Annotated in this window: 12 protein-coding genes and 1 pseudogene; 6 read left to right on the top strand and 7 right to left on the bottom strand. The window is 66.4% G+C overall.

Annotated features, from left to right (window positions below; translation table 11 throughout):
* A partial coding sequence (locus WBF82_RS01270; RefSeq protein ID WP_424381295.1) for an alkane 1-monooxygenase occupies positions 1–1,177 on the bottom strand: 1,177 nt, incomplete at its 3' end.
* 181 nt (positions 1,178–1,358) lie between these two features.
* Positions 1,359–2,849 (bottom strand): APC family permease, encoded by a 1,491-nt coding sequence (locus WBF82_RS01265; protein ID WP_424381294.1) that lies wholly within the window; start codon positions 2,847–2,849, stop codon positions 1,359–1,361.
* 31 nt (positions 2,850–2,880) lie between these two features.
* Between WBF82_RS01265 and WBF82_RS01260 the strand changes: the two genes are divergently transcribed.
* Positions 2,881–4,269: an NAD(P)/FAD-dependent oxidoreductase gene (locus tag WBF82_RS01260; RefSeq protein ID WP_424381293.1), complete on the top strand. Its 1,389-nt coding sequence runs from the start codon at positions 2,881–2,883 to the stop codon at positions 4,267–4,269.
* On the opposite strand, the gene manA is transcribed toward WBF82_RS01260, so the two are convergent.
* From manA to WBF82_RS01240, 4 genes are all read right to left on the bottom strand, one after another.
* Positions 4,270–5,496 (bottom strand): mannose-6-phosphate isomerase, class I, encoded by a 1,227-nt coding sequence (manA, locus tag WBF82_RS01255; RefSeq protein ID WP_424381292.1) that lies wholly within the window; start codon positions 5,494–5,496, stop codon positions 4,270–4,272.
* Between the two features lie 7 nt (positions 5,497–5,503).
* The gene (locus WBF82_RS01250) at positions 5,504–6,589 is read right to left on the bottom strand and encodes a TobH protein (protein ID WP_424381291.1); all 1,086 of its coding nucleotides are present in this window, start codon (positions 6,587–6,589) and stop codon (positions 5,504–5,506) included.
* Positions 6,586–7,980: a phosphomannomutase/phosphoglucomutase gene (locus WBF82_RS01245; RefSeq protein WP_424381290.1), complete on the bottom strand. Its 1,395-nt coding sequence runs from the start codon at positions 7,978–7,980 to the stop codon at positions 6,586–6,588. Before WBF82_RS01245 ends, WBF82_RS01250 begins: the two co-directional genes overlap by 4 nt.
* Positions 7,981–8,182: 202 nt before the next feature.
* A complete protein-coding gene (locus WBF82_RS01240; RefSeq protein ID WP_424381289.1) occupies positions 8,183–8,620 on the bottom strand; it encodes a DUF3499 domain-containing protein in 438 nt (145 codons plus the stop codon).
* A 161-nt stretch (positions 8,621–8,781) separates the two neighbouring features.
* Between WBF82_RS01240 and WBF82_RS01235 the strand changes: the two genes are divergently transcribed.
* Complete coding sequence (locus WBF82_RS01235; RefSeq protein WP_424381297.1) at positions 8,782–9,204, top strand: metallopeptidase family protein; 423 nt, start codon at positions 8,782–8,784, stop codon at positions 9,202–9,204.
* Between the two features lie 30 nt (positions 9,205–9,234).
* Here the strand turns inward: WBF82_RS01235 and WBF82_RS01230 are convergent, their stop codons facing one another.
* Positions 9,235–9,573, bottom strand: coding sequence for a WhiB family transcriptional regulator (locus WBF82_RS01230; RefSeq protein WP_424381296.1), 339 nt, complete (start codon positions 9,571–9,573; stop codon positions 9,235–9,237).
* Positions 9,574–9,904: 331 nt separating this feature from the next.
* Between WBF82_RS01230 and cofD the strand changes: the two genes are divergently transcribed.
* The 4 genes and pseudogenes from cofD to WBF82_RS01210 form a co-directional block, all read left to right on the top strand.
* Positions 9,905–10,897 (top strand): 2-phospho-L-lactate transferase, encoded by a 993-nt coding sequence (cofD, locus tag WBF82_RS01225; RefSeq protein WP_424381288.1) that lies wholly within the window; start codon positions 9,905–9,907, stop codon positions 10,895–10,897.
* Positions 10,894–12,237 carry a coenzyme F420-0:L-glutamate ligase gene (locus WBF82_RS01220; RefSeq protein ID WP_424381287.1) on the top strand — a complete coding sequence of 448 codons (1,344 nt, stop codon included), beginning with the start codon at positions 10,894–10,896 and terminating at the stop codon, positions 12,235–12,237. The genes cofD and WBF82_RS01220 overlap by 4 nt, the downstream gene beginning before the upstream one ends.
* Positions 12,234–12,776, top strand: a complete 543-nt coding sequence (locus tag WBF82_RS01215) for an NUDIX hydrolase (RefSeq protein WP_424381286.1) — start codon at positions 12,234–12,236, stop codon at positions 12,774–12,776. The genes WBF82_RS01220 and WBF82_RS01215 overlap by 4 nt, the downstream gene beginning before the upstream one ends.
* 427 nt (positions 12,777–13,203) lie before the next feature.
* Positions 13,204–13,762 (top strand): annotated as a pseudogene (locus tag WBF82_RS01210) (hypothetical protein); the annotation flags it as partial.

Raw genomic sequence — 13,762 nt, 5'->3', positions numbered from 1 at the left:
GTTGGATGTTGACCCGGGTGATGTCGCCGCCGTAATGCGCCAGCACCCGGTGGTCCATCAACTTGCGCCACAGCGGCGGGACGTAGGTCAGCCCGATCAGCGCCGCGTAGCCGCTGGGCAGATTCGGTGCCCCGTCCATGCTGCGCAGCGTCTGGTAGCGCCGAGTCGGGTTGGCGTGGTGGTCGCTGTGCCGCTGCAGGTGGTACAGGAACAGGTTGGTGACGATGTGGTCGGAGTTCCAGCTGTGCTCGGGCGTGCAACGCTCATAGCGGCCGTTGGCGTTTTTTTGCCGCATGAGCCCGTAGTGCTCCAGGTAGTTGACGGCCTCCAGCAGGCTGAAGCCGAAGATCGCCTGGATGATCACGAATGGGATTGCCGCAGGGCCGAACACCGCGATCAGCACACCCCACAGCACTACCGACATGAGCCAGGCATTCAGTACGTCGTTGGACAAGTAGGTCTTGGGGTTCCACGGGCTGGCGTCTTGCCGGCGCAGCCGCTGTGCTTCCAACCGCAAGGCCGAGCGCAGGCTGCCGAAGACGCTGCGGGGCAAGAACTCCCAGAACGTCTCACCGAAGCGCGACGACGCCGGGTCCTCCGGTGTGGCGACCCGCACGTGGTGGCCGCGGTTGTGCTCGATGTAGAAGTGCCCGTAGCCGGTCTGCGCCAGGGTGATCTTGGACAGCCAGCGCTCCAGCGACTCCTTCTTGTGTCCCATCTCGTGCGCGGTGTTGATCCCTACCCCGCCGAGAGCACCCACCGAGAGCGCCAGGCCGATCTTGGCCGGCCAGCTCAGCGCCCCGTCGTAGCCCAACCAGCTCAGGTTCGATGCGGTGAACAGATACGCGCCGAGGAACAGGCTGAGGTACTGGAACGGGATGAACGCGTAGGTGCAGTAGCGGTAGTACTTGTCGTTCTCCAGCCAGCCCATGACCTCATCGGGCGGGTTCTGCCCGTCAGACCCGAACCGCAGGTCAAGCGCCGGCAGCAGGATGTAGAGCAGGATCGGGCCGATCCAAAACAGCACCTGCGAGGCGGTGTGCCAACCGAATTGGTTCATCGCCCAGACGATCGGCAGGATCGCCAGCAGCAGGGTTGGGACGATCAGTCCCATCAGCCACAGATAGCGCTTCTTGTCCTGCCAGACCGCGGTGTCTGGGCTTAGTTCGGCAGTCATCTGGCCAACCTCCTTGTGAGTCAGAGCACGTTGGGATTGGACATTACACCGCTTTGCGTCTTCTGTCTAGACATTTGATGCCATTTTGTAAAGCTGATTGGTGTTAGGCCTGCGCCGAACGTGCACTCAGGGCGAAAAATTGCACGAAAAGTCGCCACAGCGCACGCTCGGCTGCGCTGGCTTAGGAGGCGACCTCCACGTCGGCCCGCTCGGCTTCCCGCCTGGCCAGAACGGAGTGCCGGCGTCCGTAGCCCAGGTAAATGGCGATCCCGGCGACCATCCAGACGGCGAACCGGATCCAGGTCAGCGCCGTGAGGTTGACCATCAGCCAGAGACATGCGCAGACGGACGCGATCGGTAGTAGCGGCACCCACGGGGTGGAGAAGCTCCGTGGTAGGTCGGGGCGCGTCCGGCGGAGCACAATCACACCGGCGGACACCAGGACGAACGCGAACAGCGTCCCGACGTTGACCATCTCTTCGAGCTTGACCGTCGGGAACGTCGACGCCGTCGCGCCGACCAGCAGCGCCACCACCGCGGTGATTCGCACCGGCGTGCCGCGCGAGCCGGTCTTGGCCAGCTGACGCGGTAGCAGCCCGTCGCGGGCCATCGCGAACAACACCCGGCACCCGCCGAGCACCAGCACCATGACCACCGTGGTCAGGCCGGCCAGAGCGCCGACCGAGATGATGCCGGATGCCCAGTGCACCCCGTTAGCCGCGAAGGCGGTGGCCAGGTTGGCGTGCCGGCCGTCGGGGGTGGTCTTCAGCTCGGAGTAGGGAACCATGCCGGACAGCACGATCGACACCGCGATATAGAGCACGGTCACGATGCCCAATGTGGCCAGGATTCCGCGCGGAACGTCGCGTTGCGGGTGCTTGGTCTCCTCGGCCATGGTGGCGACGATGTCGAACCCGATGAAGGCGAAGAACACGATCGACGCTCCCGCCAGCACCCCGTACCAGCCGTAATGGCTGGTGTGCGCGCCGGTGAGCAACGACAACACCGACTGATCGATGCCGCTACCGGCGTGGTCGGCGTGGGGCGGCGGAATGAACGGCGAGTAGTTCGCCGGCTTGATGTAGAAGGCGCCGACGACCACCACCAGCAACACCACCGCCACCTTGATCGCGGTGACCACGGTGGAAAAGTGCGACGACAACTTGGTGCCCAGCGCAAGCAGCGTCGCCACCAGCGCAACGATCACCAGCGCGCCCCAGTCGAGCTTGAACGAGCCGAGAGCCACTGTGCCACTGGGCAATCCAAATACCGTCCCCATGTAGCTCGACCACCCCTTGGCCACCACCGCGCCGCCGATCCCCAGCTCTAGAACCAGGTTCCAGCCGATGGTCCAAGCCAAAAACTCGCCAAAGGTGGCGTAGGAGAACGTGTAGGCGCTGCCTGCCACCGGCAGCGTCGAGGCGAACTCCGCGTAGCACAACGCCGCCAACCCGCAGGTGATCGCGGCGATGAGGAACGAGATCCAGATGGCGGGCCCGGTGAGGTCGCCGGCAGTCTGTGCGGTGACGGTGAAGATGCCGGCTCCGATCACCACCGAAACCCCGAAGACGGTGAGGTGCCACCAGCTGAGGTCTTTACGCAGCCGGCTACCCGGCTCGTCGGTATCGGCGATGGACTGTTCGACAGACTTGGTGCGCCACCGACCGGCCATGAACCCGGACAGTACCGAGTACTGTGGCCCAATGCGCGGGGAGAGCGAAAGGGCGCATGCCGTCGTAATCGGGGCCAGCATCGCTGGGTTGTGCGCGGCGCGGGTGTTGTCCGATTTCTACGACCGGGTCACGGTGTTCGAACGCGACGAACTCCCAAGCACACCCGTCAACCGTGCGGCAGTCCCGCAAGGACGCCATGTTCACCTGCTCATGGCCCGTGGCGCGATCGAATTCGAAGCGCTGTTCCCCGGTCTGCTCGACGACATGGTGGCCGCCGGGGTCCCGAAGCTGGAGAACCGGCCGGAGTGCATCTACTTCGGCGCCGCGGGTCACCTGCTGGGGACGGGGCACACGCTGCGGGACCAATTCACCGCCTATGTGCCGAGCCGCCCGCATTTGGAATGGCAGCTCCGGCGTCGGGCCGTTGCTATCGAAAACGTCGAAATCCAGCACCGTTCGGTGCGCGAACCGCGCTTCGACGTGGCCACGCAGCAAGTGACCGGAGTCCTGGTGGATTCCAACGACACTGGCGACCCCGAATTCGTTCCGGCCGATATCGTCGTCGATGCGGCCGGCCGCGGCACCAGGTTGCCGGTGTGGCTGGAGCAGTGGGGATACCAGCGGCCCCGCGAAGACGTCGTCGACGTCGGCATCGGCTATGCGTCGCACCAGTTTCGGCTTCCCGATGGCCTGATCAAAGAAAGGGTGATCGTGGCCGGGGCATCCCGCGAACAGCCGTTGGGGCTCGGCATGCTCGGTTACGAAGACGGCAGCTGGGTCATCACCACGTTCGGTGTCGCCAAAGTCGAACCGCCACAAACCTTTTCCGAGATGGTCCGGCTGGCCGAGACGCTGCTTCCCGACCGGCTGCACGCCGCACTCAAGCATGCCGAACCCATGGGCGAGGTTGCCTTCCACCGCTTTCCCGCCAGCCGATGGCGCCGCTACGACAAGCTGGATCGGTTTCCGGCTGGAATCGTGCCACTCGGTGACGCGGTGGCCAGCTTCGACCCCACCTTCGGGCAGGGCATGACGATGACCTCGCTGCAGGCCGGCCATCTGCGCCGCGCTTTGACTAATGGTCAGGATTTGGCGCGCAACGTGAATCGAGCCGCCGCCAAAACCACGTTCCCGGTATGGATGATGACGGCGATCGGCGATTTCAATTTCCACCACGCTGGAGGAACCGCGCCCAGGTGGTACCGGCCGGTGGGTAGCTTGTTCGACCAGTTCCTCGGCGCCGCAGAGACCGATCCCGTTCTCGCCGAATGGTTTTTGCGCAGGTTTTCTCTTCTGGACAGCCTCTACATGATCCCGACGCCGGGGTTGATCGCCCGCACGATTCGGCACAACATGCGGCTCTGGCTGGCCGAGCGTCGCCAATCCCGCCGCCGGGTCAGCCAAGCGGCACTGGGCTGATCACAAACCGACGGTGGCCCGGAATATCTTGGTCGGTTGGTCCGCGATCAGCCGGATGGGCCCGTCGTCGGCAGCCACCCAGGCGGCGGCGCCGCGGTTCAGCCTCACCGACCCGGACTTTCCGCACACCGTCGTCGAACCCTCAGCACACAACAGGATCTGGGGACCGTCATGGCGCGACGGCGCGTCGACTTCGTGGCCGAGTTGATCCTCGCCGAGGGTCAGCATCGATGCGGCGAACTCGACGGCAGGGGTGTCATAGACCAACCCGAGCCCATCGGAGTGGGTGGGCGCACGCAGGTGAGCCTCGGTGGTGGGGTCGAAATCCAGCACCCGCAACAACTCTGGGACGTCGACGTGTTTGGGAGTCAGGCCACCTCGTAACACGTTGTCGGAGTTGGCCATTACCTCCAGCCCGACACCCCGCAGATAGGCGTGCAGGTTTCCGGCCGACAAGTAGATCGCCTCACCGGGATTAAGCGTTATCCGGTTGAGCAGCAACGCGGCCAACACGCCGGCATCGCCGGGGTACCGCTCGCCCAACTCCAGCACCGTCTTGGCTTCGGCAGCGAATTCCGTTGCACCGCAGCTGACGTAGTGGATGGCACCCTCCAGTACGGCGGCCACCAGGACATCGATGTCGGGCTGGGGTGCCGTGATCCAGGTGGTGAACAACGCGCGCAGGCCATCGGCATCGGACTGGTCGTTCAACAAGTCGATGAATGGGTCCAGGTCGGATACCGCGAGAGCCCGCAGCAGTTCGATGGTTTGGGCTGCGGGGCGGAATCCGGCGAGCGCCTCGAATTGCTGCAGCGCCACCAGCAGCTCGGGCTTGTGGCTGGTGTCGCGGTAATTGCGCACCGGCGAGGTCACCGGAATACCGAGCCGCTCCTCGCGAAAATAACCCTCGGCGGCTTGCTCGGCGCTCGGATGTGCCTGCAGCGACAGCGGTTCGTCGGCGGCGAGCACCTTCACCAAAAACGGGAGCACGTCACCGAACCGGGCGCGGGCCACCGAACCCAGTTGCCCTTCAGGGTCGTCGAACAGCGCCTGCAGCAGTGAGGTTTCGCCGTCCGGGCCCTCCAGCCAGGCCGGATCCCCCGGGTTAGCGCCGAACCACAGTTCGGCTTCTGGGTGGGCGGCAGGCACGGGACGCCCAGTGAATTCGGCAATGGCGGTACGCGATCCCCATGCGTAGGTCCGTATCGCTCCGCGTAGCAATTGCACTGTCTACTTATCCCCGCACGAGCCGCAAATAAACCGCGGCCATCTCCAGCCGGACAGCCAATATAGCCAGTTGCTGCTCGGCCCGTTGCGCGCTTACCGACGCTGAGCGGTCATCCGACAGATCCGGCACATCCTCGGCGCCGACGATGTCGACGCCGTCGAGCGCAGCGACCCGAGACGCCACGACGGAGCGCTCGGCGTCCAACGTCAATGCCAGCACCCGCAGCCGCTCGGCGACCGGGCCGTCGATCTCCTCGTCGTGAAACAACGCCTCGTCCGGGTCGGAGGACCCAGACTCTGCGACGCCACGCAGCGCCACCATGGCGTCGGAGAGCCCGGTGGCGGCGACCACCTGATGCGCGATGCGCAGCAGAACCGAAGACCCATGCCTGGCCAGGGCCAGGGTCGCGGCACAGTCGCCGGCCAGCACGACACGGCGCCGGGACATGCGCTCGACCAATGCTTTGGCCGGATTGGTGAACACTTCGCGGCTGGCGCTGTTACGCAACGCCTCCGCGTCCAGTTCGTCGGCCAGCGCGGCGAGGTCCACCCGCAGCTTGGGATCGACGCTTTGCAAGGCGGCCAGCCCGGCGGCCAGGTACCGGCTCAGCCGGAACTCGTCGGGAATAGGCAGCCTGGGTTCTATCACCGCCACCCGGCCGGCCGTGGTGTCCCGCAGCGGGCCCTGATAGGGCGCCGCGACGACCACTCGCGTACCTCGGCGCACTCCGCGCGCGGCGGCCCCGACCAGGGCCGGATCGTCGGGGTCGTCGCCAGCGACGATCAGCACGTCGAGCGCGCCGATCCACGGTGGCGCCTCGGCGGCGACCACGATCGGCGCGGCCGTCCAATTACCGAACGTCGCAGCCAGCATGGTGCCTGCGGTCTCGGCGGCGCCGCGCCCGGCAACCCAGATGACCGTACGAGGAGGCTCATCGCCACTGACCGCGTCAAGTGCCCCCTCGTCCATCGCGGCCGCGGCCGCACGCACCTGCGCACCGGCCGTCGACGCCGCCCGCAACAGCCCCTCGCGATCGGCGGCTAGCAAACCTTCGGTGTCGTCGAGGTCGATGGTGGCCTGAGTTGCGTTCACGTCGCGACCTGACTGACGTCCTGCTGGCGGATCTCGTCGGCGACTTGGGCGACCACGGCTTCGACGTCTTCGGCGCACCGTCCTTCCACGTTCAGCCGCAGCAGCGGTTCGGTGTTGGAGCTGCGCAGGTTGAACCAGCTGCCCTCACCGAGGTCCACCGTCACCCCGTCCAGGTGATCGATGGATTGAATCCGGCCGCCAAAAGATTTCAGCACCGCTTCGACACACGAGGCCGCGTCGGACACGGTGAAGTTGATCTCGCCGGATGATTCGTAGCGCTGGTAGTCGGCCGTCAACTCCGACAGCGGCCGCTGCTGTTCACCGAGCGCGGCCAGCACGTACAGCGCGGCCAGCATCCCGGAATCGGCGCCCCAGAAGTCGCGGAAGTAGTAGTGCGCTGAGTGTTCACCGCCGAAAATCGCACCGGTGTCGGCCATCAGCGCCTTGATGTAGGAGTGCCCGACCCGCGATCGAACCGGGGTGCCGCCGCGTTCGACCACCAACTCGGGCACCGCGCGAGAGGTGATCAGGTTGTGGATCACGGTCGCGCCGATTTCCCGGCCGAGCTCGCGGGCGGCGACCAGAGCGGTCACTGTCGACGGCGATACCAGCTGACCGCGTTCGTCGACCACAAAACACCGGTCAGCGTCGCCGTCGAAGGCCAGGCCGATGTCCGCGCCGGTGTCCTGCACATAGGCCTGCAGGTCGGTCAGGTTCGCCGGGTCCAGCGGGTTGGCCTCGTGGTTGGGGAACGAACCGTCGAGCTCGAAGTACAACGGCAACAGGCTGATCGACTCAATCGGACCAAGGACCGCCGGTGCGGTATGGCCGGCCATCCCGTTGCCCGCGTCGACGGCCACCCGCAGCTGGCGCAGCCCTGCGGTGTTCACCAACGAGCGAAGGAAGGCTCCGTAGTCGGCCAGCACGTCTTTGTCGCCGACGGCACCGGCCGGCCCGTCGTCGGCAGCGACGCCGGCGACAAGATCGTCACGGATCGCCGTCAACCCAGTCTCGGCGCCGACGGGTTTGGCGCCCGCCCGGCACAGCTTGATGCCGTTGTAAGCAGCCGGGTTGTGGCTCGCAGTGAACATCGCACCGGGGCAGTCCAGCAGCCCGGAGGCGAAATAGAGCTGATCGGTTGACGCCAGACCGATGCGGACCACGTCGAGGCCCTGAGCAGTCACCCCGGCGGCGAAAGCTGCGGCCAGCGCCGGCGAGCTGTCGCGCATGTCGTAGCCAATGGCGACCTGCCGCGCATCCTCGGCACGCATCAGTCTGGCGAAGGCAGCGCCGACGTCGGTGACCAGCGACTCGTCGATCTCCTCGCCGACCAAACCCCGGACGTCATATGCCTTGATCACACGGTTGAGGGCCGCGGTGGACCGAGACATCAAAGAGCTCCTGACGGCGGGGACGTTTCGTCGTCAGCCTAGCCCGGCGACGATGCAGAGCGCGGAGCGCGATGAGGAGGAGGCGGGCAATCAGCCTAGCCCGGCGACGACGCAGAGCGCGGAGCGCGATGAGGTGGGGGTCCCCCCAGCCGCGCAGCGGCGAGGGGGCGAGGCGGGCAATCAGCCTAGCCCGGTGGGCTTACTAGTCAGTAGGGTCGGGCAACACCCGAAGATGTCCACGTCGGCGTCCGGTGCCGGCGGGGCGCTGCCCGGCCTGCGTCAGCACGCCGGTGGCCGGGGCGGCAGTCGGCGCGCCGCCAGGTTGGCCACCGAAATCGTGAAATCCGTTGATCGGCGAACCGCCGGCGACCGCATCGCGGCCCTCGCGCACCGCTTCGGCCAGCGCGATCAGATCGTCCTCGTCGGGGTTGGTGGCCAGCGGGCCGGAGTGGCGGACCAGTTCCCAGCCGCGCGGCGCGGTGATCCGACCGGCGTGGCTGACGCACAGGTCCCAGGAATGCGGGTCGCGTGCGGTTGCCAGCGGACCGATGACCGCCGTGGAGTCCGAGTAGACGAACGTCAGCGTCGCCACTGCATAATGCGGACACCCGGGCCGGCAACAGCGACGCGGAACGTTCACGTTCGAGAGGCTATCGTGCGGAAACGTCCTCGCAGCGGCGGACACGCGCATTCGCCCGGGCCCCGATGTCCAACCGTTACCATCGCCGGGTGAGCGATTCCGGCAGCTCCCCCCGCGGCCGGCGCCCGGGGCGGCGACGGGTCTCGCGCCGCGGCCGCGAGATGCGCGGGCCGCTGCTGCCACGGACGGTGCCCGGTTGGCGTAGCCGCGCCGAACGGTTCGACATGGCCGTGCTGGAAGCCTATGAACCCATCGAGCAGCGCTGGCAGGAGCGATTGTCGGGGCTGGACGTGGCGGTCGACGAGATCCCGCGAATCTCGGCGAAGGATCCCGACAGCGTGCAGTGGCCACCGGAAGTGGTCGCCGACGGGCCGATCGCGCTGGCCCGCTTGATCGGCGCCGGCGTCGATGTGCGAGGAAGCGCTACCCGGGCGCGAGTTGTGTTGTTCCGCAAGCCAATCGAGCGGCGCGCCAAAGACACGGTCGAACTCGCCGAATTGCTGCACGAGATCCTGGTGGCCCAAGTCGCCACCTATTTGGACGTGGAACCTTCGGTCATCGACCCGACGATCGACGAAGACTAACCGCAGCGGGTCACCCGCCGACTAACCGCCTCAGATGATTCCGCGCTTGAGGCGGCGGCGTTCCCGCTCGGACAGACCGCCCCAAATGCCGAACCGCTCGTCGTGAGCTAGGGCGTAGTCGAGGCATTCGGACCGCACCTCGCAGCCCAGGCAGATCTTCTTGGCCTCGCGAGTGGAGCCGCCCTTTTCCGGAAAGAACGCCTCGGGGTCTGTTTGCGCGCACAGCGCGCGGTCTTGCCACTGGTCGGTGGTCGCCGGTTCGGGGTCAAAGACTTCGACCGCATCGGGGACTGGGACCAAACTCAAATGGGGCCTTGACGTTAGCGCTGTCATCGGCTGGCCGGTAGTGGTGTGCGGTGTGCCTCCCATTAGGCCCCGAAGGTGCTCATAGGACATGCTCCGCCTCCTCGCCTGGTTTCGTTGATCGTGAATATCACCACTGTTTTGATGTTCGGCCATCTCGATTCGAACAAATGATCGAATCTCGGTCTGCGACACCGAATCCGGCCGGCCAACCGAAATGACACTGCTGTGATTACACACGGGTAAGCAGCGCTTTGCAAGCGATTCGGCGGATTTCCATACCATCTCGTGATCAATTTTTTGCGACACTGCAGCCGTTGCCGCCCCGGCGTGTCGGTCACACCCCCTCTACCGGAGGAGTTCGAGCCGGTCGCAGCCACGCGTACTGTCGTGCGGTGTGAAGGTCACGGTTCTGGTTGGCGGAGTAGGTGGCGCCCGCTTTCTGCTCGGCGTGCAGCAGCTGCTCGGCCTGGGCCAGTTCGCCTCCGGCCCTGCGCTGCCCGGCGATCACGAACTGACCGCAATCGTCAACATCGGCGACGACGCCTGGATGCACGGGGTGCGCATCTGCCCCGACTTGGACACCTGCATGTACACCTTAGGTGGAGGTGTAGACCCGCAGCGCGGCTGGGGCCATCGCGACGAAACCTGGCACGCCAAGGAGGAACTGACGCGCTACGGCGTACAACCCGACTGGTTCGAGCTCGGTGACCGCGATTTGGCCACCCATTTGGTGCGCAGCCAGATGCTGAGAGCTGGGTATCCGCTATCGCAAGTCACCGCGGCACTATGCGATCGCTGGCAGCCCGGTGCCACGCTGCTACCAGCCAGTGACGATCGCTGCGAAACCCACGTCGTCATCACCGATCCCTTCGACGACAGCCAACGCGCCATCCACTTCCAGGAATGGTGGGTGCGCTACCGCGCGCAAGTGCCGACACACAGCTTCGCATTCATCGGCGCTGAGAATGCCCACGCCACAAACGAAGTCACCGATGCGATTGCCGATGCCGACATCGTCCTGCTCGCGCCGTCGAATCCGGTGGTGAGCATAGGCGCGATCCTGGCCATCCCAGGTATTCGGGGAGCGCTGCGGTCGACGACCGCGCCCGTGGTCGGCTACTCTCCGATCATCGGTGGAAAGCCATTGCGCGGCATGGCAGATGCGTGCCTTTCAGTGGTCGGCGTCGCGTCCACCGCAGAGGCGGTAGGCCGGCACTATGGCGGGCGGGCAGGCACAGGCATTTTGGACTGCTGGCTGATACACGAGGGCGACCACGCCGACATCGACGGCGTCGCCGTGCAGTCGGTGCCGTTGCTGATGACCGATCCTGCGGCGACGGCGGCGATGGTGACCGCCGGCCTGGGCCTCGCGGGCGTGGCAGCATGACCGAGCACGGCAGTGGGTCAGCCGTTGAGATCCTGCCCGTCACCGGACTACCTGAGTTTCGACCCGGCGACGACCTGAGCGCGGTAGTCGCCGCAGCCGCACCCTGGCTGCGCGACGGTGACGTGCTGGTGGTCACCAGCAAGGTGGTGTCCAAATGCGAAGGCCGACTGGTTGACGCGCCCGTCGACGCCGAGGCTCGAGACACGCTGCGGCGCAAGCTCGTCGACGCGGAGGCCGTTCGCGTGCTGGCCCGCAAAGGTCGCACGCTGATCACCGAGAACAAGCTGGGCGTGGTTCAGGCGGCGTCCGGTGTCGACGGGTCCAACGTCGATGCGGGCGAATTGGCACTGCTACCAGTCGATCCCGACGCCAGCGCTGCAGCCCTGCGCGCGGGACTGCGCGAGCGACTGGGTGTCACTGTCGGCGTCGTAGTCACCGACACCATGGGCCGCGCATGGCGCAACGGCCAGACCGACGCTGCCGTGGGCGCGGCCGGTGTGGCCGTGCTGCATGGCTACGCGGGCACAGTCGACCGGCACGGCAACGAATTGGTGGTCACCGAGATCGCGATCGCCGACGAGATCGCCGCCGCGGCCGATCTAGTCAAGGGCAAGCTGACCGCGATACCCGTGGCCGTCGTGCGCGGGCTGGCGGTATCCGACGACGGGTCGACGGCACGCCAATTGGTGCGGGCGGGCACCGACGACCTGTTTTGGCTGGGCACCGCCGAAGCTCTCGAGCTCGGCCGCCAGCAGGCCCAACTGCTGCTCCGCTCGGTGCGCCAATTCGCCGACGAGCCGGTGCCGCCGCAACTTATCGAGGCCGCCGTCGCCGAGGCGCTCACCGCACCGGCCCCACACCACACCCGGCCGGTGCGCTTCGTCTGGCTGCAGACGCACGATGTGCGCATCCGGCTGCTGGATCGGATGCGCGACAAGTGGCGGTCTGACCTATCCGGTGACGGCAAGCCCGCCGACGCCGTGGCTAGGCGGGTCGCTCGCGGCCAGATCCTCTACGACGCACCGGAAGTCGTGATCCCGATGCTGGTACCAGATGGGGCACACGACTACTCCGACGCCGCGCGCAACGACGCGGAGCACACCATGTTCACGGTCGCGGTGGGTGCGGCCGTGCAGGCGCTGCTGGTGGCGCTGGCGGTGCGCGGGGTGGGCAGCTGCTGGATCGGCTCGACGATCTTCGCCGCGGATCTGGTTCGCGACGAGCTGGGATTGGCCCCCGACTGGGAACCGTTGGGCGCCATCGCGATTGGCTATCCCCTTGAGCCGTCGACAGAACCCCGCGATCCGGTGCCGGTGACCGATCTGCTGGTGCGCAAGTGAGCGTCCACGACTCCGCGATCGCATTACTCACCGCGTGGAAGGCGCCGAACCCGGGGCAGGATTCGCTGCGGCACGCCGTGTTGGCGTTTCTGGATGCGCGCGACGACGGCTGCCGTCGTGAGTGCGTGCCAGGACACGTCACGGCCTCGGCGTTGGTACTCGATCATTCCGGCGGACAGGTTCTGCTCACATTGCATCCGCGACTGGGCCGCTGGGTGCAACTGGGTGGGCATTGCGACGACACCGACGGCGACATTGTCGCGGCGGCGCTGCGGGAGGCCACCGAGGAATCCGGCGTCGCCGACCTGCGCATCGAGCCCGATCTGGCCGCCGTGCACGTCCACCCGGTCACCTGCTCGCTGGGTGTGCCGACCCGCCATCTCGATCTGCAGTTCCTGGCCCACGCGGCGGCCGGCGCCCAGATCGTGATCAGCGACGAGTCCGAGGACCTGCGTTGGTGGCCTGCCGATGCCTTGCCCGCGGGGACCGACGACGCGCTGGCCTATTTGGTCGCCCGGGCGTCGAATGTGGGCTTATGACACGCTCAGCTCGAAAATCCGTGCACTAAGCCCACATTCGGCCTGGCCGTGCCGGGCTCAGCCGCTCGAAAGCTGAACAGTAACTGAGAATCATCTGCAATTAGCTGGGACTGCCCGCAAATCCAAACTATCGGCAGTATAGGCCGCTGGCCAGGACTGATAGCCCACAAAACCGGATTGAAAGGTTCGTCTGCAAACTGCGCGTTTTGGCGCGCAGGTCATGCCTTAAGAGCTACCTTACTGGAACCTGAGATGGCGCCACGCAGCGGCAAGTTAGACCGACCGGGTCCGGACGACACCTCATCGTTTGTTGGAACAGCCAATTTGTTGGCTGAGCTTTCGCGGGAGAGGTACGGCCATGGCTCGTCACAGGCGCAGTAAGCGGAACCACCGGTCGGACACCGCGAGGGCGCGCCGTCGCCGGGTAATGGGTCTCGGTACGAGTGCCGGGGCGTTTTTGGCGTTCGGGCTGGGCCCGCTGGCTGCCGCGCCGTCGGCAAAGGCCGATGTGTTCGACGACATCCTCGACATGGCCCTGGGCTCGGCCGCCGGCTCGGCGTTGACGGCGGTCAACCCGACGGATTTCGTGGATCCCGGTGTGCTGAACGGGCTGCTGGCGGATCTGAGCACGCCGGCCGGGTGGGACACGTTGCTCACGGATTTCGCTAACCCCAGCAGTTTTGACGCCGCGTTCTCGGCGAGCACCGCCGACACCGGCTCCGCGGTCTCGGCCGCCGATTCGTCGACCAGCTTCCTGCACGGCCTGGAGCAGGATTGGCTTAATAGCTCGTTTGGCCAGCAGGTCGACAGCGCGATGAACACGTGGGCGGCCCAAGCCGATCCCGCTGCGGCGGGCAGCTGCGGGCTGATCTGTAACGGCGTCGACGGCGCCTCGGGCGGAACCCTAACCCAAGCCGATGGTCAAGACGGCGGGCTGTGGTTCGGCAATGGCGGCAACGGTGCCACCGACGCGGCCGGTCAAGGCG

This window comes from Mycobacterium sp. (assembly GCF_049673265.1).
Taxonomy (GTDB): Bacteria; Actinomycetota; Actinomycetes; order Mycobacteriales; family Mycobacteriaceae; genus Mycobacterium.
The sequence above is the reverse complement of the archived record's forward strand: the minus strand, read 5'-3'. Positions and strand labels throughout refer to the sequence as shown.